This window comes from Acinetobacter haemolyticus (assembly GCF_900406815.1).
GTDB classification, from domain to species: domain Bacteria; phylum Pseudomonadota; class Gammaproteobacteria; order Pseudomonadales; family Moraxellaceae; genus Acinetobacter; species Acinetobacter haemolyticus_A.
Map to the genome: position 1 here is coordinate 14,066 of NZ_OVCN01000013.1, position 21,810 is coordinate 35,875.

The 21,810-nt window shown below is 40.0% G+C and carries 17 protein-coding genes; 12 read left to right on the plus strand and 5 right to left on the minus strand.

Translation table 11 applies throughout. From position 1 onward, the window contains the following. Positions 1–5: 5 nt before the first annotated feature. The 4 genes from accB to DK207_RS10395 all read right to left on the minus strand — a co-directional run bounded on the left by accB (position 6) and on the right by DK207_RS10395 (position 3,250). Positions 6–425 carry an acetyl-CoA carboxylase biotin carboxyl carrier protein gene (gene accB, locus DK207_RS10380; protein WP_109441089.1) on the minus strand — a complete coding sequence of 140 codons (420 nt, stop codon included), beginning with the start codon at positions 423–425 and terminating at the stop codon, positions 6–8. 25 nt (positions 426–450) lie between these two features. Further along, complete coding sequence (gene aroQ / locus DK207_RS10385) at positions 451–900, minus strand: type II 3-dehydroquinate dehydratase (RefSeq protein ID WP_109441090.1); 450 nt, start codon at positions 898–900, stop codon at positions 451–453. Between the two features lie 715 nt (positions 901–1,615). Further along, positions 1,616–2,659 (minus strand): ABC transporter substrate-binding protein, encoded by a 1,044-nt coding sequence (locus DK207_RS10390; RefSeq protein WP_109441091.1) that lies wholly within the window; start codon positions 2,657–2,659, stop codon positions 1,616–1,618. Next, a complete protein-coding gene (locus tag DK207_RS10395; RefSeq protein WP_109441092.1) occupies positions 2,660–3,250 on the minus strand; it encodes an ANTAR domain-containing response regulator in 591 nt (196 codons plus the stop codon). It lies immediately after the preceding gene. A gap of 528 nt (positions 3,251–3,778) precedes the next feature. Between DK207_RS10395 and DK207_RS10400 the strand changes: the two genes are divergently transcribed. The 5 genes from DK207_RS10400 (at position 3,779) to mobA (ending at position 12,829) form a co-directional block, all read left to right on the plus strand. Then, positions 3,779–5,131: an MFS transporter gene (locus DK207_RS10400; RefSeq protein ID WP_109441093.1), complete on the plus strand. Its 1,353-nt coding sequence runs from the start codon at positions 3,779–3,781 to the stop codon at positions 5,129–5,131. 27 nt (positions 5,132–5,158) lie between these two features. Next, the gene (gene nirB / locus DK207_RS10405; RefSeq protein ID WP_109441094.1) at positions 5,159–7,705 is read left to right on the plus strand and encodes a nitrite reductase large subunit NirB; all 2,547 of its coding nucleotides are present in this window, start codon (positions 5,159–5,161) and stop codon (positions 7,703–7,705) included. A gap of 12 nt (positions 7,706–7,717) precedes the next feature. Next, positions 7,718–9,337, plus strand: a complete 1,620-nt coding sequence (gene nirD / locus DK207_RS10410; protein WP_109441095.1) for a nitrite reductase small subunit NirD — start codon at positions 7,718–7,720, stop codon at positions 9,335–9,337. Between the two features lie 85 nt (positions 9,338–9,422). Then, complete coding sequence (locus DK207_RS10415) at positions 9,423–12,203, plus strand: nitrate reductase (protein WP_109441096.1); 2,781 nt, start codon at positions 9,423–9,425, stop codon at positions 12,201–12,203. Continuing rightward, positions 12,200–12,829 carry a molybdenum cofactor guanylyltransferase gene (gene mobA, locus DK207_RS10420; RefSeq protein ID WP_109441097.1) on the plus strand — a complete coding sequence of 210 codons (630 nt, stop codon included), beginning with the start codon at positions 12,200–12,202 and terminating at the stop codon, positions 12,827–12,829. The genes DK207_RS10415 and mobA overlap by 4 nt, the downstream gene beginning before the upstream one ends. Positions 12,830–12,869: 40 nt before the next feature. On the opposite strand, the gene DK207_RS10425 is transcribed toward mobA, so the two are convergent. Next, positions 12,870–14,201, minus strand: a complete 1,332-nt coding sequence (locus DK207_RS10425) for a D-serine ammonia-lyase (protein WP_109441098.1) — start codon at positions 14,199–14,201, stop codon at positions 12,870–12,872. 409 nt (positions 14,202–14,610) lie between these two features. On the opposite strand from DK207_RS10425, the gene DK207_RS10430 reads away from it, so the two are divergent. The 7 genes from DK207_RS10430 to DK207_RS10460 all read left to right on the plus strand — a co-directional run bounded on the left by DK207_RS10430 (position 14,611) and on the right by DK207_RS10460 (position 21,810). Next, positions 14,611–16,896, plus strand: a complete 2,286-nt coding sequence (locus tag DK207_RS10430) for a molybdopterin-dependent oxidoreductase (protein ID WP_109441099.1) — start codon at positions 14,611–14,613, stop codon at positions 16,894–16,896. Between the two features lie 275 nt (positions 16,897–17,171). Beyond that, the gene (gene moaA, locus DK207_RS10435) at positions 17,172–18,203 is read left to right on the plus strand and encodes a GTP 3',8-cyclase MoaA (RefSeq protein ID WP_109441100.1); all 1,032 of its coding nucleotides are present in this window, start codon (positions 17,172–17,174) and stop codon (positions 18,201–18,203) included. 25 nt (positions 18,204–18,228) lie between these two features. Next, positions 18,229–18,480: a MoaD/ThiS family protein gene (locus tag DK207_RS10440; RefSeq protein ID WP_075315532.1), complete on the plus strand. Its 252-nt coding sequence runs from the start codon at positions 18,229–18,231 to the stop codon at positions 18,478–18,480. Position 18,481: 1 nt separating this feature from the next. Further along, a complete protein-coding gene (locus DK207_RS10445) occupies positions 18,482–18,994 on the plus strand; it encodes a molybdenum cofactor biosynthesis protein MoaE (RefSeq protein WP_109441101.1) in 513 nt (170 codons plus the stop codon). A 17-nt stretch (positions 18,995–19,011) separates the two neighbouring features. After that, entirely contained in the window at positions 19,012–19,935 is a 924-nt protein-coding gene (gene moaCB, locus DK207_RS10450) for a bifunctional molybdenum cofactor biosynthesis protein MoaC/MoaB (RefSeq protein ID WP_109441102.1), read from the plus strand. Next, the gene (locus tag DK207_RS10455) at positions 19,935–21,170 is read left to right on the plus strand and encodes a molybdopterin molybdotransferase MoeA (RefSeq protein ID WP_109441103.1); all 1,236 of its coding nucleotides are present in this window, start codon (positions 19,935–19,937) and stop codon (positions 21,168–21,170) included. The genes moaCB and DK207_RS10455 overlap by 1 nt, the downstream gene beginning before the upstream one ends. A 157-nt stretch (positions 21,171–21,327) precedes the next feature. Next, the gene (locus DK207_RS10460; protein WP_109441104.1) at positions 21,328–21,810 is read left to right on the plus strand and encodes a winged helix-turn-helix transcriptional regulator; all 483 of its coding nucleotides are present in this window, start codon (positions 21,328–21,330) and stop codon (positions 21,808–21,810) included.

Sequence of the window (21,810 nt, forward strand, 5' to 3'; positions counted from 1 at the left end):
ACTAATTAAGCGCGATAGCGGAATAATGGTTGACCAAATTGAATGACATCACCATTTTTCACCAAGATCTCTTCAATAACGCCGCTTTGGGTTGCTTCGATTGGGTTCATGATTTTCATTGCCTCAATGATCCCAAGCGTTTCACCGGCAGAAACCGTTTGGCCAACTTTTACAAAAGGTGCTTCACCCGGGCTTGGCGCTGCGTAGAACACACCAACCATTGGGGATGGTTCAACAGCACCACGTGGTGTTTTTGTAACAGGTGCTGCAGCAGCGGTTGCAGCAGGAGCAGCAACAGGCGTTGCCGCATAAACTGGTGTTGGGCGAGTCAACGAGATGGATTGATCACCTTCCTTAACTTCAATCGCTTGTAAGTCAGATTCAATCATCAAGTCGATGAGCTTCTTGATTTTACGGATATCCATGAGTGAGCATTCCTGAAGGTTTAAATTAATTAGAAGATTGAATTTTTTCGATAGCGTAGTTGAGTGCAAAGGAATAACCTTGCGCACCTAAGCCACAAATCACGCCAATGGCTTTATCTGATAAGTATGAGTGATGACGAAATGATTCACGTGCATGAACATTTGACAAATGAACCTCAATAAATGGGATGGCAACACCAAGAAGGGCATCGCGTATAGCAACAGAAGTATGGGTGAGCGCAGCAGGGTTAATAATGATAAATTTAACGCCTTCATTTTGTGCTTGATGAATGCGATCGACAATCGCACCTTCCCAGTTACTTTGAAATGTATCTAAAATGAGTGATGCACTTTTAGCTTGAGCAGTGAGCTGTTGGTTAATATCATCGAGGGTGAGATAACCATAAACTTCTGGTTCGCGCTTTCCTAGTAAGTTCAAATTCGGTCCGTGAATCACCAAAATGGTTGAGCCCATTCAGCCTGCTCCAATTTTAAAACTGCAAATGTTTTTTGCAAGATGTCTGCAAAGTTTGCTTATTATGGCACAAAATTCTGCAATTTTTTTATAATTTCATTTAATCGATGAAGAAATTTGCATACCAAGCATGCTGCATATAATGGAAACTTTGCAAGGAATTGGCAATGTTAAAATATGACAAATTTTTCGATATTTTAAAAGTTTCATTATTTTAAACTGAATCGACTGAAATGGTTCATGGCATTTGTGTAACTCAGCAGTCACCGAGGTACAAAACTGATTTCGATTTAAGATTTTAGCTTCATCTTTGAATAATGGATAAGTGTAGTAAATATCTGAAATTAAACTCCTCGTATTCTACTAATTAATTGTTTTTATTTTAATTTTTATATTGAAATTTGGCATTTGAGGTCTGGCTTGGCTTGCCGAGATAACTATAAAAATAAAGTTTTGATTTGAAAGTTATTTTGATCGTCAAAAGATTTTGTATGTTAGAAAAAATTGTTTATTTCCTAAACATTTTAGGAAAACACTGAATTGGCAAAAGTGATGTATTTTTATATTTTTGATGGCAGTTAATGACATAAAAATGTCCGAAAAAGATATGCTAGGTTTCGCTAAGATCATCTGACTTAAAAGGCTATATTGATTGGCTTAGCCTTTTTTGGGTCTTTCAAAGCTGTCTTTACTATAAAGACAGCTTTTTTTTGAGCTAAATTTTGCTGTTGAAGCGCATTGCCTTTTGATATGTCTCTAACAAAAGACATTCTTGAGCTAAATTCAGTTCGGGTCTGTGAGTAGGCTGTGGGGTTTGCCATTTCTGCATCTGTTGAAATAACCATTCAAAATCTTTGCTCTTTGGTTTTGCATCGTCCAGTATAAAGTTCCGAATGATATTTTGAATTTTAAAATATTTTTCAACATGGACTTCAGGTGAGCAATTGAACTGAATGATGTCGAACTCTACAAGTAATCGCCAAACAGGAGAGAAGTCTTTTATTTCTTTCAATTCCTTTTGTGCTCTTAATACCGCACTGGTGAGCGCAGTCAAAGTATTTGGATGTTGTTGAGCCCATTCTTGGGTCACTGCCAATACTTTATCGGCTACATTTGGAATAATTTCTTGACTCGAACATACAATATGACTCAAGCCGAAGATTTCAGCTTGAGTATTCCAGGGTTCCCCCACACAAAAACCATCAATCAGGTGAGTATGAAGTGCTTCAACCATATAGGGTGGTGCCAGGGTTTTGACATCCATCGAATGTGCGAGAGCTTCATCGGCGAGTGCTAACCACTCCCTTAAACAATAATGATGAATGGAGTGCTGAAATACATGTGCTAGCGAAAGCGTTTGACGGGATTTTATTTTTTGCACAAGTTTTTGTGCGGAAACTTCAACAGGGTCATGCTGGTGAATATCTAATTCATAACAAAGTTTTTGACTCAAACTGATAAATGCACGGTTTTCGCTCAAAACTAACGGCGTCTGTAAGGGAATGCCGATTTGATCTGCACCAACTGCAGCAGCAGGTAGCATTGCAGATAAACAATGTGCGGCATCAAGCAGTCCAAAAGCGAGCCGATCACGCAGACTTGCCCATGAAGCTTCTTTAACTAAAGTGATATTTAATCCGACATCTTCAAAATAACCACGTTGTTTCGCCCATAATAAGGCCACACAGTCCAGTAGCGGAATATAGCCAAGCTGTAAGTCTATTTTTTCTACTTTTTCTAATTCTACTAAATGGCTCATCTATTCATCCTTTAGTTGATTATTTAAAAGTTGTTGGGCATCGAGTAGGCGACGCGCCATCTCACCAATGGTTATTCGATGGCTCATGGCATTTTTTCTGAGCAACTGAAAGGCAGTATCTTCACTTAAATCATGTAATTGCATTAACAGGACTTTGGCTTTTTCAACATCTTTACGGTCTGCAAGTTTTGTTTTTGCCTCTTTGAGATCTCCTTCAAGTTTTTTGTGCTTTTTATATTGTTCAATGGAAATATCTAAAATGGTATGTAAGCGTGATGGATCGATGCCATCAACAATATAGGCAGTAATGCCAGCATCAATCGCTTGTTTGATGGTGTCCTTGTCGGTGTTTTTGGTAAATAGCACGGTTGGTAGGTCGAAATTACTTACACAGCTTTCGATTACGTCACGATGAGGATGATCCATATCTAGCAAAATTACATCTGCTTGGAGGTGCTCAAGTTTGAAGATATTTAAGTGATCGAGAGTAAAACACGCAACCACATCAAAATCATGTTCAATTAAACAGGCTTTGATGTATTCAGCTCGTGCTTGATCATCATCTATCAATACGATTTTGAGTTTCGGCATAATTATAAAGTCAAATTGTCGGTATAGGCACGTTATGAAATCAGTGCTAGGGCTTTTATTATTTAAGCAAAATTAATGCCATGAGAAAATTTTTAATATAGTGCAAAAGTTCCCAAAGCGATCTATAGATGCGCTGTATTGTATCGTTGCTTGAGTGTCTATGAGAATAATTTTGATTTTATTGGTCTATTTAATCAAGGTGGGCATTTTTGGTGCATAAAAAGTCTTGTTTTGAAGCAAGTAGAATTGTGCTTTAAAACGGGTCATCTCTCTATTTGTGTAAAAAAGTATACGGTTAGTAGTCTAATTTGGCGTTATTTTTTTAATAAAAATATATAAAAAACAATGATTAAAATTAATTCAAAGTTTTATTTTAAAGTATGGCATGGCATTTGCTTAATCTTTAATGAGTCAAAGACGACTTTTTTAAAAAAATTGTAAGACGGCCAACGATGTCCGATCTGATCGGTTTGTTTACACAACGATTTGTGTCAACGAAGCAGTATACGTTCAGTATAGGAGATGGCAATGTCTTTAGATCTATCGGCTAAAAAAGCCACATCAATTAAGTTATTTAACTTTTCCACTCCAGCGATGCGAGCATTCCATATGAGTTGGCTTGCTTTCTTCGTATGTTTCTTTGCTTGGTTTGCATGTGCACCGTTAATGCCAGTAATTGCTGGTGAGTTCAATTTGACCAAAGATCAAATTGCCAATATCAATATTGCCGCAGTTGCAATCACGATTGTTGTTCGACTTATCGTTGGGCCATTGTGTGATAAATACGGTCCGCGCATCACTTATACCGCGTTACTGTTGATTGGAAGTATTCCTGTATTTGGGGTGGCAGCAGCCAATAGTTATGAGTCATTTCTATTCTTCCGCTTATTGATTGGTGCAATCGGTGCAAGCTTTGTGATCACGCAATATCACACCAGTATCATGTTTGCTCCAAATGTTGTGGGCACTGCAAACGCAGCCTCAGCAGGCTGGGGAAATGCAGGGGGTGGAGCAACTCAAGCACTTATGCCTTTAGTCCTAGCGGCACTGGTGATGTTTGGTGTTGAACAGGCAATGGGCTGGCGTGTTGCGCTGATCGTGCCTGGTTTGATGATGGTTATCGTTGGGATCTTGTATTGGAAATTTACACAAGATTGTCCTCAAGGCAACTTTAAAGAGCTTGGTGCACAGGGTGTCGTTGTTGGTAGCGATAAAAAGGGTGGTTTAGCAATCTTAATGCATGCGGCACGTAATTATCGCGTATGGATTCTCTTTATCTCTTATGCAGCGTGCTTTGGAATTGAAATTTTCATTCATAACATCATCGCGATGTACTACGTCACTCATTTTGAATTTGGTTTAAAAGAAGCGGGTTTAGCCGCGGGAATCTTTGGTCTGCTTGCGCTATTTGCCCGTGCTTTAGGTGGCATGGTGTCGGATAAAGTAGCACTTAAAAAAGGATTAGATGGGCGTACCAAGGTTCTATTCCTCTTAATTCTGGGTGAAGGCTTATTCCTTATTCTTTTCTCTCAAATGAACAGCGTGACGCTGGCAATTCTGAGTATGACAGTTTTCGCGTTGTTCACGCACATGGCGTGTGGTGCGACTTATGCATTAGTTCCATTCATTGATCGTGATGCTTTAGGTGGTGTTGCAGGCATTATCGGTGCAGGCGGCAATGTAGGTGCGGTTGCAGCAGGATTCTTATTGAAGGGTATGTTGGATATCCAAACATGTTTAATGGTCTTAGGTGGCTTGGTTGTTATCGCTGCGGGTTCTGTGATGTTTATTCGATTCTCGGTAGAGCATAAAGAAAAAGAACAACGTCTTTTTGAACAAGCACTTTTAGAACGCCACGCAGAACAAAACAGCGCAGCTTAATTGCAATCGGATTTTAGGAGAAACACAATGAAATTAGTGATGATTGGTCACGGTATGGTGGGTCATAAATTCATCGAAGCCATCTTAGAGAAAGCTGATGATGAATTAGAGATAACAATCCTTGCTGAAGAACCACGTATTGCATATGACCGCGTACATTTGACTGAATATTTTTCAGGTAAATCAGCGAAAGATTTATCACTTGCTCGTTTTGATTTCGCGGATGCACATGGAATTGATCTTCGTTTAAATACCAAAGCGACGGCAATTGATACGACTGAACAAACGATCACGACTAATCATGGTGATGTGATTCACTATGATAAATTGGTATTGGCGACAGGTTCATATGCCTTTGTTCCACCAATCGCGGGTAATGATCGTGAAAACTGTTTTGTTTACCGTACTATTGAAGATTTAGATGCAATTCGTGCTGCAAGCTTGAATGCGACATCTGGTGTGGTCATCGGTGGTGGTCTACTTGGGTTAGAAGCGGCTAAAGCTTTACGTGATTTAAATCTAGAAACCCATGTAGTTGAATTTGCACCTCGTTTAATGGCGGTACAAATTGATGATTTAGGCGGTAAAGTATTACGCCGTAAAATCGAAAACTTAGGTGTAAAAGTTCATACTCAAAAAGCAACGCAATGTATTGAAGCAGGTAATAATGCCAAGCATGTGATGAAGTTTGCTGATGGTAGTGAGCTTGAAACGGATGTGATTTTATTCTCTGCGGGAATTCGTCCACGTGATGAATTAGCACGTTCTTGTGGTTTAGCGCTTGGAGAGCGTGGTGGTATCAAAATCAATGATTACTGTCAAACATCTGATGAAAACATTTACGCAATTGGTGAATGTGCGCTTTGGGATAATAAAATTTATGGTCTGGTGGCACCTGGCTATGATATGGCGCGTATTGCAGCCAAACATATCTTAGCTGAAGAAACACATTGTTTCGCTGGTGCTGATATGAGCACTAAGTTGAAATTGATGGGTGTAGATGTGGCGTCGGTTGGTGATGCACATGGCATGACACCAAATTCGCTAAGCTATTTCTATGCAGACGAAGATGCGTTGGTTTATAAGAAAATCGTTGTTGATGCAGATAAAACCAAATTACTGGGTGCAGTGCTCGTTGGTGATGCAAAAGAGTATAACGATCTTCTGCAAATGATGTTGAATGGTATGGCATTGCCAGAAACACCTGAAAGTCTGATCATGCCTGGATTTGCTGATTCGGGTGCGAAGGCGGGTGGCAGTGGCGTGGATTTGCTTCCAGACAGCGCGACGATTTGTTCATGTAACAACGTATCAAAAGCAGATATTTGCCAAGCGATTTGTGATGGTTCAACTTCACTCGGTGCTTTAAAGAAATGTACTAAAGCAGCAACGGCATGTGGTGGTTGTGCGCCATTAGTCACTCAAGTTTTAAAATCTGAGTTACAACGTCAAGGTGTAACGGTCAATAACCATGTGTGTGAGCACTTCCCATACTCACGCCAAGAGATTTATCACTTGGTGCGTGTTAATGAAATCAAGACATTTGATGATTTGATTCAACAACATGGTCATGGTTTGGGTTGTGATATTTGTAAACCAATGACAGCGAATATCTTGGCATCATGCTGGAATGACTTTGTATTGGAGCCAACGCACGCAGGCCTACAAGACAGTAATGACTACTACTTAGGAAATATCCAAAAGGATGGTTCATATTCAGTTGTACCGCGTATGGCAGGTGGTGAAGTCACGCCAGATGGTTTGATTGCTGTAGGTCAAATTGCTAAAAAATATAACCTCTATACCAAAATTACTGGCGGTCAACGTGTTGACTTATTTGGTGCTCAACTACACGAGTTACCATTTATTTGGGAAGAGTTGAATGCAGCAGGCTTCGAGTCAGGTCATGCTTACGGTAAATCATTACGTACTGTGAAATCATGTGTGGGTAGCACTTGGTGCCGCTATGGTGTGGATGATTCTGTTGGTTTAGCGATTGAATTAGAAAACCGCTACAAAGGCTTACGTTCACCGCATAAACTAAAAATGGCAGTGTCAGGCTGTACACGTGAGTGTGCTGAAGCACAAGGTAAAGATGTCGGTGTGATTGCGACTGAAAAAGGCTGGAACCTCTATGTATGTGGTAATGGTGGAATGAAACCACGTCATGCAGAGCTTTTAGCTTCTGACCTAGATACTGAAACTTTGATTCGTTATATCGACCGTTTCTTTATGTTCTATATCCAAACTGCTGACCGTTTGCAACGTACCAGCGTATGGCGTGACAACATGGAAGGTGGTTTAGATTATCTCAAAGCTGTGATTGTTGATGATTCTCTAGGTCTTGCTGAAGAGCTTGAAAATCGCATGGCGCATGTTATTGGAACGTATCAAGACGAATGGCGTACTGCGGTAGAAAATCCTGAGATTCGTAAACGTTTCCAAACTTACATCAATGCAAGCGCGGAAGAGCAAGCCGATCCATATATTCAATTTACTGAAGTGCGTGATCAAATCCGTCCATTAAATGAAGCTGAACGTTCAGTTGATCGTATCCCGATGGTAGAAGCATAAGGAGAATCAAAAATGACAAATCTAAAAGACATGAATATGCTTCCAGAAAATCAATGGATCGATGTGTGTCATCTTGATGACATCACACCAAATACAGGTGTCGGTGCACTTGTTGCGGATCAATCAGTTGCTTTATTTCGCGTAGGGAACGAAAAACGTATTTATGCGTTAAGTAATAAAGATCCGTTTAGCCAAGCAAATGTTATGGCGCGCGGTATTATTGGTGATTTGCAAGGTGAGCGGGTTATTGCTTCACCGATTTATAAGCAACACTTCAGTTTAGCAACAGGTCGATGCTTAGAAGATAAAGATCAAAAGCTTTCTGTTTTTCCAACCAAAATCGAAAATGGTCGAGTTTGGGTAGGTACTGTTCCGCAAAAAACTTATATTACCAATAACGGTGTTTCGCAAGAAAAATTGAAGCTCGTTTTGATCGGTAATGGTTTGGCTGGAATGCGCTGTCTAGAAGATTTACTCGACATGGCACCTGATCGTTATGACGTAACCGTTATTGGTGAAGAGCCTTGGGGTAACTATAACCGTATCATGCTTTCGCCAGTGCTGTCTGGTGAAAAAACCATTGATGACATCATGTTGCACCCACATGCATGGTATAGCGATAAGGGCATCAAATTTATTGCCGATGATCCAGCTGTGAAAATTGATCGTACTCGTAAAGTGGTACATACGCAAAACGGCGAAAGTGTCGATTATGATCGTTTGATTATTGCAACAGGTTCATCGCCATTTATCCCGCCTGTGCAAGGTGTGGATTTGAAAGGCGTGATTAGTTTCCGCGATATTTATGATGTCAACACCATGATTCAATACGCTGAAAGCAAGAAAAATGCGGTGGTGATTGGAGGTGGTTTGCTTGGGTTGGAAGCTGCTTATGGCCTTGTCCAGCGCGGTATGAATGTCACTGTTCTTCACCTGATGGATCGTATCATGGAGCGCCAGCTTGATGGACGTGCGAGTTCAATGTTGCGTCATAGTATTGAGCAAAAAGGTATCAATATTATTACTGAGGCAAATACTGAAGCCTTAATAGGTCAAGATGGTCATGTGAGCCAAGTTCGTCTGAAAGATGGCACGGTGTTGGATGCTGACCTTGTGGTGTTTGCAGTCGGTATTCGTCCAAATATTGCTTTGGCTCAAAGTGCTGGTTTGCGTTGTAATCGTGGTATTTTGGTTAATGACACGATGCAAACCTTTGACCCAAGTATTTATGCAGTGGGTGAATGTATTGAGCATCGTAATCAGACTTTTGGTCTTGTTGAACCATTGTGGGGACAAGCATTTATCTGTGCGACACACTTGGCAGAACACGGTAGTTTAACTTTCAAATCACCAACCGTGCCAACTCAGCTTAAAGTGAGTGGTGTTGATGTATTCTCGGCTGGAAATTTTGAACCGAAAGAAGATTATGAAGACATTATTTTGAATGATGAAAAACGACAAATTTACAAACGTATCATTATTCAAAAAGATAAAGTCATCGGTGCTGTTTTGTTCGGTGATACTGAAGATGGCATGTGGTATGCGGAATTGATTGCAGATCAAACACCAATTTCAACATTTAGAAATAAATTGTTATTTGGTAAGGATTTTGCAATGAAGAAAGCAGGTTAATCATCTTAGGGTTTAGGTTCCTCGGTGCCTAAACCCAAACAGAACGTGAAATTCAGGCATAGATGAAATAGGTGAAGGGGCAGTCATGAACAGTATTCAAAATTTAGAACACAGTCGCTCCGATCAAGCAGAAACAATCATTACAAAAACAACGTGTCCCTATTGTGGGGTTGGGTGTGGTGTTGATGTCACGGTTAATCATAAAGCACAAGGCACAACGGTTCAGGTTGCTGGTGATTTGGAACATCCATCTAATTTTGGACGCCTTTGTATTAAAGGCAGTAATTTAGCGGATACTTTAGGATTAGAAACTCGCGTTTTGCATCCGATGTTTGGTCGTAAGAATCATCGTAAAGTAACGACATGGGATGCAGCCATAGAAAAAATCGCAGATCAATTCCAAGCTTGTATTGATCAATACGGTCGTGAAAGTGTGGCATTTTATGTATCAGGGCAGCTATTGACTGAAGATTATTATGTTGTCAATAAGTTTGTGAAAGGCTATCTGGGTACAGCCAATATTGATACCAATTCACGTCTGTGTATGTCTTCAGCAGTTGCAGCGCATAAGCGTGCTTTTGGTGAGGATATCGTGCCAGCGAGTTATGAAGATTTTGAATTTACCGATATGGTGGTGTTGGTGGGTTCAAATACTGCATGGTGCCATCCTGTGCTGTACCAACGCATCATGCAGGCGAAAAGTAAAAATCCAGATTTATTTGTCGTTGTGGTTGATCCACGTTTTACCAGCACTTGTGAACAAGCGGATTTACATCTTCCAATTTTGCCTGGACAAGATGTCGCCCTATTTAATGGTTTATTGCAGTACTTATATAAGAATAACTTTATTGATCAACATTTTGTCGATACACATACTGAAGGCCTAGACGCATTATTAGAATCCAGTCAGACCGAAACTGATTTTGACTCAGTCGTGAAACGTACAGGTATTTCAGCAGAAAAATTAAAATTCTTTTTTGAAAAATTTGCCACCACTGAAAAAGTCGTTAGCTTATTTTCAATGGGTGTGAATCAATCTTCTCAAGGAGTCAATAAAGCCAATAGCATTATCAATTGCCATCTTTTGACAGGTAAAATTGGAAAATTAGGTGCTGCGCCATTCTCAATGACAGGTCAACCGAATGCCATGGGTGGTCGTGAAGTTGGTGGCTTAGCCAATATGTTGGCAGCACATATGGATATTGATAATCCATCCCACCAAACACTTGTACAAAATTTTTGGAACAGTCCTGTGATTGCCAATCAGGCAGGGCTGAAAGCAGTTGATTTATTTCAGGCTGTAGAATCTGGAAAGATCAAAGCCCTTTGGATTATGGCAACCAATCCAGTAGTGAGTTTACCTGACGCGGATCAAGTGAAACGCGCATTGGATAAATGTGAATTTGTCGTAGTTTCAGACATTTGTGCTGATACCGATACCACAGCTTATGCGGATGTGTTGCTTCCTGCGTTAGGTTGGGGAGAAAAAGATGGCACGGTGACCAATTCAGAACGCCGTATTTCACGTCAAAGAGCTTTTTTACCTGCGCCAAAGCAAGCAAAAGCAGACTGGTGGGCCGTTGCTGAAGTTGCGAAAAAATTAGGTTTTTCTGGTTTTGATTTTAATCATGCATGTGACATCTTTAATGAGCATGCTGCGTTATCGGCGCATCAAAATGCAAGTTTGGATCAACGTGATCAAGTTGAAAACTTTCGTTATTTCAATCTAAAAGGATTAATGAATCTATCTTTGGATGAATATGATCATTTACGTCCGATCCAATGGCCCGTTTGGGAAAAAGGTCAAAGTACAGCGGTTGAGCAGTTGTTTAATCAAGGTTTGTTTAGCCATAAAAGCAAAAAAGCAAAACTGATCCCGACAGTTGCAATCGACCCTGTTCATGCAATTTCTGAAGATTATCCTTTAGTGTTGAATACAGGACGTATTCGTGATCAATGGCATACGATGACACGTACAGGTTTATCAGCAAATCTGACCACTCATCGAGCTGAACCATTTTGTGAAATTCACCCGAATGACGCTTTAAAATTTGGTATCCGCGATAAAGCATTGGTTGAGGTGAAGTCACAATGGGGCAGTTGTGTCTTACGTGTCACTTTGGCTCAAGGCGTTCGCCGTGGTCAAATTTTTGCACCGATACATTGGACGGAGCAAGTTGCGTCTGATGCACGTGTCGGAAAAGTAGTTAATCCTGTTGTAGATGCAATTTCAGGCGAACCTGAGTTTAAACATACACCTGTTGCAATTCAGCCGTTCCATACGACATGGCAAGGTGTTTTGTATGTTCGAGATGGGTTTGAACAACAAATCAAAACCTCATTGCAAACTTGTGCATGGTGGGCAAAAGTTAAAATAGCCAAAGCAGTTCGTTTTGAAATTGCAGATCGTCACAACTTTGATCAGACGCAGAAGAATTTAAAAAGTTTCTTGCCTTTTGTAGATGAAACCTATGAATGGTTAAGTATCGAAGATGTTTCAGCGCAAATGAGTCATAGCATCATTTTAAAAGATGGGATTTTAATTGCCAGTCTCTATATTGCACCATCGGATATGTTGCCTGATCGTGATTGGGTGGCGAGTTTATTCAAACGTGAGCGTTTAAGTGCATTACATCGTAAAGCCTTACTTGCGGGTATGCCGATGTCAGCCGCAAATAATGATGGACCATTGGTTTGTAGCTGCTTTAAAGTAGGTAAAAATAAGATCATTGAAGCGATTAAAACGCAGAATATTACTCATGAGAAGCAAGTGACGGCTTGTCTAAAAGCGGGTGGTAATTGTGGTTCTTGTTTACCTGAGATCAGAGGTTTGATTAAAACCTGCCAGTTGGAGGCGGAAGCATGAATACAGATTTTCCCGTTACAGATCTCGTGATCTTGGCGGGAGGACAGGCAAGACGAATGAATGGGATGAACAAACTGTTGCAACAGTTTGATGATCAGATTCAATTGTCAAAAATTTGTCAGCACTTTAAATCAGAAGTACAACAGATCTGGATCAATAGCCATCGTGATAGCTCGATCTATAAAAGTATAGAGCCAGATGTTGAATGCTTTTCAGACGATCAACATGGCTTTTTAGGTCCATTAATGGGAATGAAAAGTGCATGGTCACATGTACAAGCAGAATATGCGTTATTTATTCCTTGTGATGTGACTTATATTCCAAATCAAGTACTTGCAAAACTACATCGTGCCTTAGAGAAAAATCCGCAAGCAGCGGTGGCGTATGTGAATATCAATGGCGATGCCTTGTACCCATTTTGCTTGCTAAAAAGAGCCAGTTTGTCGATATTAGAACACCAGCTTGCGGCAAATAAATTAAGTTTAAGAGCGACTTTTAGGCAACTACATGCTCAACATGTTGTCTTTCAAAAGCAAAGTCTGTTTTGTCATAGCATCAATTCTTTGGATGAGCTGCAGCAATACAAGCAAATGAAAGCTTTTAAACAGATGTTTACTACAAACTGATCGGTGAAAAGCTTTCATGTGATTTTTTTAAAATAAGGGTCTAGGTTTTAGATTTTTGCAGATAAATTTCCATTTCTTCGGCTGGAACCATACCACCACCAGTCGCCCAAACAATATGATTGGCATTATTGAGTTGTTGTTCAGTCAGATGGTGCATAGTCGCATATTCTTGGTGCTGACTGATTAAGATTGGACCTAGCATTCCAGCCAACGCAGATGGTTCCAGTTTTAAATCTTCTGATTGATTGAGTAGTCCCAATAATCTATACATGCTTTGATCACCAAGTGTATAGAAAGCATCGAGTAGTCTTTCCATAGCACGACCTACAAATCCAGAGGCACGTCCTACGGCTAAGCCGTCTGCTGCGGTGATATTATCAATCCCAATATCTTGTACTGAAATTTGATCATGTAACCCTGTAGCAACACCCAGCAACATGCATGGTGAATGAGTCGGTTCAGCAAAGATACAATGTACGTGATCGCCTAAAGCCATTTTTAGACCAAATGCGACACCACCAGGACCACCACCAACACCACACGGTAGATAAACAAATAAGGGGTGGTCTTGATCGACCATAATATTTTGGGATTCTAATTGCGCTTTTAAGCGTTCACCTGCAACGGCATATCCTAAAAATAAAGTTTTTGAATTTTCATCATCAATAAAAAAACAATTTGGATTTTTTAATGCGGCTTTTCGACCTTGTTCAACTGCAACACCATAATCTTGTGCGTATTCAATTACGGTAACACCCTGTGATCGTAATTTATCTTTTTTCCATTGGCGTGCATCTGCTGACATATGCACAGTGACATCGAAGCCAAGTTTTGCACTCATGATACCGATCGAAAGTCCTAAATTTCCAGTTGAGCCAACGGCTATACTGTGTTGACCAAAAAATGCTCTAAATTCTGGGCTGTCTAATTTCGAATAATCATCTTCAACTGTTAATAAACCTGCTTCAATGGCAAGTTTCTCTGCATGATAAAGTACTTCATAGATGCCGCCACGCGCTTTAATCGATCCTGATATGGGCAAATGACTATCTTTTTTTAACCATAATTTTCCAGTGATATCTTGTTTGAACTGAGCTTCAAGCGTTTGTTGCATCTTTGGAATAGCAACAAGCTCGGATTCAATAATCCCTTTGCTTATCTCGGTTTCAGGAAATACAGTCATTAGATAGGGAGCAAAGCGTGCTAAACGATCACGTGCATCATCAATGTCTTGTTGAGTAAGTCCTACAAAAGGCAAACCTTGTGCTAAGGAGGTTGATTGAGGATTCAACCAAATTGTTTCTTTAAGTTGGATGAGATCACCAACAATTGGATGTTGTGCTACAAGGGTTTCAATTTGTTTTGAGTTCATTGGGTTGTTCATAGGATGTTCTAATATTGAGAGGAATAATTAAAGAAATTTCATTCTTTTTAGATATTCATGTATTACAGCGATTAGATCAATAAAAATTATAGTTTTATGTCAACACGCCTTACGAGTTGATAACATCACATCACACCTTGACCAAATCTTAATTTTATTTCGGATTAATGCACTTGATCTTTAGTTAAATAAGTTCTATTTTGGAACTTGACTGATTTTAAGCCGCAATCCAAACGATTTGTTAAGAGAGTACATTATGTTTGGATAAGTAAAAAATCAGAAAAATAATGGAGATAAGGATTTGGAATGCATTGAAACTTGCGTGCTTCTAAAAATCAAAATGTATGGTTAACAAAGACCTTTAGGGAATGAGACTGCAAATAATAGGGAGAATAAAATGCCAATGTCGACTACTGTAGCAAGACAGGATGTGACTGCTTGTATTCTATGTTCACGCAATTGTGGGTTAAGCGTTGAAATTGAAGATAATCAGTTCAAGAAAATTAAAGGTGATGCACATCATCCGTTTTCACAAGGGTATATTTGTCAGAAAGCAGCACGCTTACAACATTATCAAAAACATGCTGATCGTTTAACCAATCCGCTGAAAAGACAAGCAGATGGATCCTTTCAAGAAATTTCTTGGGATCAAGCGATCCAAGAAATTGCAGATCAATTAGTTAAAATTCGTGATGCACATGGCGGAACTGCATTTGCATCAGTTGGTGGCGGGGGGCAAGGGAATCATCTTGGCGCTGCCTATGGTCGTCAACTACTCTATGCAATGAAAAGTTTTTATGCCTATAACTCACTTGCTCAAGAAAAAACTGGTGATTTTTGGGTGAATGGTCGTTTGTTTGGTAGCCAAGCATGTCATACCACAGAAGATGTGGAACATGCGGATTATGTTCTTTTTATCGGAACCAATCCGTTTCAAGCACATGGTATCCCGAATGCTCGTGATACTTTAAAACATATCAAAAAAGATCCAAATCGAACAATGGTGGTGTTTGATCCCCGAGTTACTGAAACGGCTAAGCAAGCTGATATCCATGTGCAATTAAAACCAGGTACTGATTCCTATTTGATGTCAGCAATGATCGCGATCATGTTGCGTGAAAATTTGTATGATCGAGCGTTTATTGAAAAACATACGCATGGATTTGAGCAAGTTAAACAAGCATTTTCAGCCATCCCAATTGAGCAATATATTGAGAAGGCAGATGTTTCAGTTGAGTTGATTTATCAAATTGTGCGTGATTTTGCCAAAGCCCAGCGTGGTTGTGTTCGGATTGATTTAGGGATTCAGCATACTTTAAACACGACCTTAAACGGATATTTAGAAAAGTTACTTTATTTGCTTGCAGGGCATTTCGGGAAACAAGGTACCAATAATTTACATACCATGTTTATTCCGATTTTGACCAATACTGATGAACGTAATCCAAAATATCGCCGTACAGTCCATCATAAGATGTTTCCTATCTCGGGTTTCTTCCCGCCGAATATTTTACCTGACGAAATTTTAAAAGCAGGTGAGAAACGTGTTCGTGCAGTCTTTGTAGATAGTTGCAATCCCTTGCTCACCTATGCAGATACCACTGCGTATGAACAAGCATTTCAGTCGCTAGAACTCCTGGTTGTCGTTGATGTTGCGATGACCGAAACTGCACGATTGGCACACTATGTTTTACCCGCACATAGTCAATTCGAAAAGTGGGAATTTACAGGCTTTAATTTGGAATTCCCCAAAAATGGTTTCCATTTACGTCATCCACTTTTTAAAGCCCAAGGTAATACGCTGCCTGAAGCGGAAATTTATACTCGGTTACTTGAAGCAATGGGTGTGATTCCCAAACATTTTTCTTTACTTAACAAAATCGCGCAAAAAGATTCTGCGAAGACAGCTTATTTAGGTTATTTTGCTGCACTTGGTGCCAGTTTTGCGAGAAATAAAAAATTAGTTCCATTTGCCGCATCTATTGTTTATCGGACGCTAGGACAGACATTGCCCAATGAAGCGGCCTCAACAGCTTTATTATTACCATTGTGTATGCAATATACGGCTCAGCATTACCAAGCTGTTAAAAGAGCAGGATACGAAGGTAATCGTTTAAATGTTGGGGTGAAAATGTTTCAGCATATCTTGGCCCAACGTTCAGGCGTGATTTTATCGGAGCATGAGTATAAAGATGTCTGGAAACTGGTGGCTTATAAAGACCATAAAATCCGTTTAGATATTCAAGAAATGTTTTTAGAGCTGAATAGATTAGATAAGCAAACTTTCGGAACAAGTGATCAGTTTCCATTTATCTTGTTAGCGGGTGAGCGACGTAGCTATAACGCAAACCAAATTTACCGTGATCCAGCATGGCGTAAGGTCGATGCAGAAGGACGTTTAAGAATACATCCAAGTGATGCAGCAGAACTTGGTGTCGTGGAAGGGAACAGCTTATACTGTATTTCTGAGCATGGTCAGATTCAGGTTGTGATTGAACTTGATTCAGGGATGAGAAAAGGTGTGGTTTCTTTGCCTCATGGTTATGGTCTTAGATATCAAGATGGTGAAGCCATTGGTCCAGAATTAAATCGCTTAACTTCATCGACCCATTGTGATCCTTGGTCGAAAACACCATATCATAAATATGTGCCGGTACGTTTAACGCTTGTCAGTGCCGAGTAAGATCAGTGTCTAGTTGCACCAAAGTGTCTCATTTACTCAAATGTGCTAATAAATGGTGCAATAGAGTTTACGCGCTAAGTTTTAAATCCATGAAGATGGTTTATTTATATGAGAAACATGTGAGTGGTACACTGAAATAGGCCTCAGAATAATTTGAGTTTCAAAAAATTGGAATAATTATTGCTTTAAGGATAGATAAATTTGCAGTACTGGATCAGCCAAGCAGGTACAGCGTTTGTGCAAAAGTAAAAAGCAAATTCACAATATGAGTGCATATGATGAAGTATGAGTTAGCCAACATGAACTTGCCGATCTTAGAAGATCAGTATGGTCGTACTAAACGGAAATTAAGGATTTCCGTGACGGATCGTTGTAACTTCAAATGCATTTATTGTATGCCCGAGCATCCAGAGTGGATGAAAAAGCAAGATTTATTGAGTTTTGAAGCATTATTTTTATTTTGCCAGTACATGGTCAGTCAAGGAATTGAAAACATCCGTATCACGGGTGGTGAACCACTCATGCGACAGGGAGTGGTTCATTTTATTGCTGATTTACAAGCTTTACGAGCGCATGGATTAAAACGTATTTCGATCACCACCAACGCTCACTATCTCACTAAATATGCGCAACCCCTGAAAAATGCGGGATTAGATGATTTAAATATTAGTCTCGATAGCTTAGATCCAACCCAATTTAAATCACTCACTAAAAAAGAGTTAGCACCTGTTTTGGCTGGTATAGAAGCCGCTAAACAAGCTCAACTGCCATTTAAAATAAATTGTGTGCTAATGAAAGGCCAAAATGATGATCAAATTGTTCCAATGGTCAAGTGGGCTAAACAGCAAGATATTCCACTACGATTTATTGAGTTTATGCCATTAGATGGTGATCAGCATTGGTCACAACAGGCAGTGGTGAGCGAAGCAGAAATTTTGGAACAGCTTGCAGCACATTATGAAATTCAGCTGATTCCGCAACAGCATGAGCCAGCTAGACAATACCAACTGGATGGTAATTATCGCATTGGTATCATTTCTACGATTACTCATTCTTTTTGTGGAGAATGTGATCGAATTCGTTTAACTGCTCAAGGCGAACTCTACAATTGTTTATTCGCTCAGCAAGGTTTGAACATCAAACCGTATTTATTAAAGTTAATTCGAGAACAGAAAACCCAACAAACATTTGATTTTAATCAACTGGATATGCAGGTAAAACCTTATATCTGGCAAAAAGCTCAAGGCTATCATGCAATTCAACATCAACAATTGCGTAAAATCAGTATGCATATGTTAGGTGGTTAATTTAATAAAATGGTGTGGAGAAGAAATGCAAACCATTGAAGTGAAAATTGAAGCTTTTGGAGCAATAGAAAGACTTTTGCCGAAAGCACTTAGTTTTGAGTTTGCTCATCACCAATCGGTCAAAGATGTTCTACAACAGATCGTGACCCTATATCCAGAATCGAGTAATGCAATGGAAAAATGTGCATGTGCAATTGGTGAGGATATTGTGACTCGCCAAATGACCTTAAATTCATCATGTACTCTGGTGCTATTATCACCAGTCGCGGGAGGATAACATGCGTGAGTTTGCTAGAGTCCAAGATCAGGTTTTAAACTTAGACAGTTTTGATCCAATCCAGGATTTTCCAGAATGTGGTGCCATCGATATTTTCATTGGTACAGTACGTAACCACCATGAAGGTAAAGCGGTAAAAGCACTTAAATACACGTCTTATACGCCCGTCGCTGAAAAAATGATTCGTGAAATCGAACAGGAAATCAAAGATAAATATCAGGTTTCTTATGTGCGCGTGATGCATCGTATCGGCTATTTAGATGTGAGTGATACTGCAATTATTGCGATTGCTTATGCTGCTCATCGCCGTGAAGCATTTCAGGCGTGTGAGGAAGCGGTGGAGCGGGTCAAGCATGAAGTGCCGATCTGGAAAGAAGAGTTTTTTATGGATGGAACGAGCCAATATGTTGAAGGGTGTTGTATTCGCAAAGACAGCCCTGATACGACTGCCCCAGAAAAACATAGACATGAACATGACCATCAACATTGCGCACATGAGCATACACACGATTAAGGTTTTAGGAAGTTAAGATGAAAAATGTTGGGATGAAACCTGAAAGTTATCGTGTTGCAGAGGCACAAGCGATTTTACATGCACCACCACATTGTATTCAGTTACTTCGAGATGGAAACACAGAAAAAGGTGATGCTTTAAAAACTGCGCGAATTGCAGGTATTTTGGCAGCAAAACGTACGGATGAGCTGATTCCATTATGTCATCCATTACCGATCTATCGTGCGGATGTGGAATATGATCTAAACGATGATTATGTAGTGATTTTAACGACGGTTGAAACAATTGGACCAACTGGTGTTGAAATGGAAGCTTTAACTGCTGCAAGTTTAGCAGGCTTAACGATTTACGATATGTTAAAGCCACATTGTGAACCAGATGAGCTGTGTTTAGACCAATGTAAATTACTCAAGAAAAAAGGTGGTAAGTCTCATTTTAAACGAACATTGCGTCAGCCCGTTTCTGCTGCTGTAATTGTTCTTTCAGATACTGTGGCCGCTGGTCGTAAGCCCGATACTGCTGGAAAATCCGTTGTTGATATATTAACTGAGGCAGGTTTTGATCCGATTCATTATCAGATCTTGCCTGATGAATCTGATCAGCTAAAAGATTTAGTGTTAGAACTGACCAAGTCTTATGCCTGTATCATGACTGTGGGTGGAACGGGTATTGGTAAACGCGACATTACGGTGGATACGCTTGAGCCGCTATTGGAACGTAAGTTAGATGGATTGATGGAAGCTTCTCGAGCATTTGGACAAAAACGTACACCTTATGCAGCAATGTCTCGAGGTGTGGCAGGTTTTATTGATCGTTCATTGGTTGTGACTTTGCCAGGTAGTCGTGGCGGCGCAAGTGAATCAATGGCTGCGATATTACCAGCTTTGGTGCATATCTTTGATGTATGCCGTGACTTGCCTCATCCGGGAGGCTATGAGTAATGTCTGGATGCGGTGCTGAAAAAGGTTTAATCAGTATTGATGAAGCATTGGCTTTGATTCAAACCCAACCTAAAGCTTTAGCATTGGAGACACTGGCTTTAGAAGATTGCTTAAATCGTTATCTAGCAAAGGCTGTGTATTCTGAGGTTAATTTACCAAGCTTCTCTCAAAGTGCAGTTGATGGTTATGCAATCAATTGTGCTTTGGATGATCTTCAAAATGCCAGTTTCAGGCTGAATGGTGAAATCAAAGCGGGTGCCGTTCCGAAGTTCCCTTTGCAACAAAATCACGCGATTCGGATTTTTACAGGTGGGAAAATACCTGAGGGAACGACCCACGTCGCTCGACAAGAAATCGTGATCCTTGAAAGCGCTGATCAAATCCGCTTAAGTGAGCATATCAAACCCCATGTGGACATTCGCTTTACAGGTGAGGAAGTCCAACAAGGGCAAAAATTGGCAGACGTTGGGCAAAAAATTAATATTGGCACACTTGCAGCTTTCAGTATGGCGGGAGTACAACATCTGGATGTTTTCTGTCAGCCTAAGGTTGCCGTGGTGATCACTGGCGATGAGGTGGCGAAAACCCCTGAGGATTTACAAAGCGGAAAAATTTTTGATGCCAATGGTCCACTTCTAAAGGCTTGGTTCAAAGATTATGGGCAGGATGTCGAAATCATACATATTGCGGATACTGCAGAGCAAGTAAGCGCGTGTTTTGAGCAACTCAAACAAAAATATGATGTAATCATTACGACAGGGGGCGTTTCTGTCGGGGATTATGATTTTGTTCGTCCTTGTGCTTTTGAGACAGGATTTCAGCAGGTTTTTTGGAAAGTGAAGCAAAAACCAGGTAAACCACTTTTCTTTGCTGAATATGTACAACCTCATGGTCTTCATCATTGTTACTTATTAGGATTGCCCGGAAATCCTGCGGCAGTTTATGTTGCTATGCAGATTTATGGAAAAGCGTTGCTTGATGCCCTGCAAAGCCAAACGCAGACATTAGCATGGTTTAGTGCCACATTAACGCATGCATTAAAATCTGATGCGCGAGAGCGGTTCTTGAGAATGCATGCTTATTTTGAAAATGGGCAACTTAAATTACAGAGTTTGACAAAACAACAATCCCATATGCTCAGTAACTTGATGCAAGCGAATTGTCTGATACGTGTTCCATCTAATATTTCACTAGAAGCAGGGCAACAGTTATCAGGTTTATTTATTCAAAATTAAATTTTTGAAAAATTTAAATTATCCTGAGATTTGCCAAGTTCCGATATTGCACTGATGTGAAAGGTGATTTAGTGTATATTCTATATCTTGCTTATTTTGTAAGCATAACGGTTCTAGGTATCGCTGCGATATCTGTTGAAAAGATTGGGTGATAATAATGAAATGGGAAGAAATTGGTGATCAGCCCTGTTCTGTTGCCAGAACACTTTCGATTCTTGGAGATCGTTGGACAATGCTCATTTTGCGTAATGCTTTTATGGGTATTCGCCGTTTTGATGATTTTCAACGTAGTTTGGGCTTAACTCGACATGTACTTTCTGAGCGACTGAAACGCTTGGTTGAGCATGATGTTCTCGTTAAGGTTCCATATATAGATCGACAGGAACGTTTCGAGTATAAACTTACAGAGAAGGGTTTGGATCTATATCCTATTATTCTTTCTATGACCCAATGGGCAGATAAGTGGATGGATATGGGTTTAGGTAAACCCATTGAATTTACTCACAAAACCTGTGGAAATAAAATGATCCCTAAAATGGTTTGTTCAGAGTGTAATGAGCCGATCAGTGCAAAAGAGGTACGTGCTTCAGCAGGTCCTGGCTATTTTGCTTATATTGAACAAAAACAAAAAAGGGCATGA

Coding starts and splice junctions, on each gene's coding strand:
- accB (WP_109441089.1), bottom strand. CDS start 425: ATGGATATCCGTAAAATCAAGAAGCTCATCGACTTGATGATTGAATCT.
- aroQ (WP_109441090.1), bottom strand. CDS start 900: ATGGGCTCAACCATTTTGGTGATTCACGGACCGAATTTGAACTTACTA.
- DK207_RS10390 (WP_109441091.1), bottom strand. CDS start 2,659: ATGAGCCATTTAGTAGAATTAGAAAAAGTAGAAAAAATAGACTTACAG.
- DK207_RS10395 (WP_109441092.1), bottom strand. CDS start 3,250: ATGCCGAAACTCAAAATCGTATTGATAGATGATGATCAAGCACGAGCT.
- DK207_RS10400 (WP_109441093.1), top strand. CDS start 3,779: ATGTCTTTAGATCTATCGGCTAAAAAAGCCACATCAATTAAGTTATTT.
- nirB (WP_109441094.1), top strand. CDS start 5,159: ATGAAATTAGTGATGATTGGTCACGGTATGGTGGGTCATAAATTCATC.
- nirD (WP_109441095.1), top strand. CDS start 7,718: ATGACAAATCTAAAAGACATGAATATGCTTCCAGAAAATCAATGGATC.
- DK207_RS10415 (WP_109441096.1), top strand. CDS start 9,423: ATGAACAGTATTCAAAATTTAGAACACAGTCGCTCCGATCAAGCAGAA.
- mobA (WP_109441097.1), top strand. CDS start 12,200: ATGAATACAGATTTTCCCGTTACAGATCTCGTGATCTTGGCGGGAGGA.
- DK207_RS10425 (WP_109441098.1), bottom strand. CDS start 14,201: ATGAACTCAAAACAAATTGAAACCCTTGTAGCACAACATCCAATTGTT.
- DK207_RS10430 (WP_109441099.1), top strand. CDS start 14,611: ATGCCAATGTCGACTACTGTAGCAAGACAGGATGTGACTGCTTGTATT.
- moaA (WP_109441100.1), top strand. CDS start 17,172: ATGATGAAGTATGAGTTAGCCAACATGAACTTGCCGATCTTAGAAGAT.
- DK207_RS10440 (WP_075315532.1), top strand. CDS start 18,229: ATGCAAACCATTGAAGTGAAAATTGAAGCTTTTGGAGCAATAGAAAGA.
- DK207_RS10445 (WP_109441101.1), top strand. CDS start 18,482: ATGCGTGAGTTTGCTAGAGTCCAAGATCAGGTTTTAAACTTAGACAGT.
- moaCB (WP_109441102.1), top strand. CDS start 19,012: ATGAAAAATGTTGGGATGAAACCTGAAAGTTATCGTGTTGCAGAGGCA.
- DK207_RS10455 (WP_109441103.1), top strand. CDS start 19,935: ATGTCTGGATGCGGTGCTGAAAAAGGTTTAATCAGTATTGATGAAGCA.
- DK207_RS10460 (WP_109441104.1), top strand. CDS start 21,328: ATGAAATGGGAAGAAATTGGTGATCAGCCCTGTTCTGTTGCCAGAACA.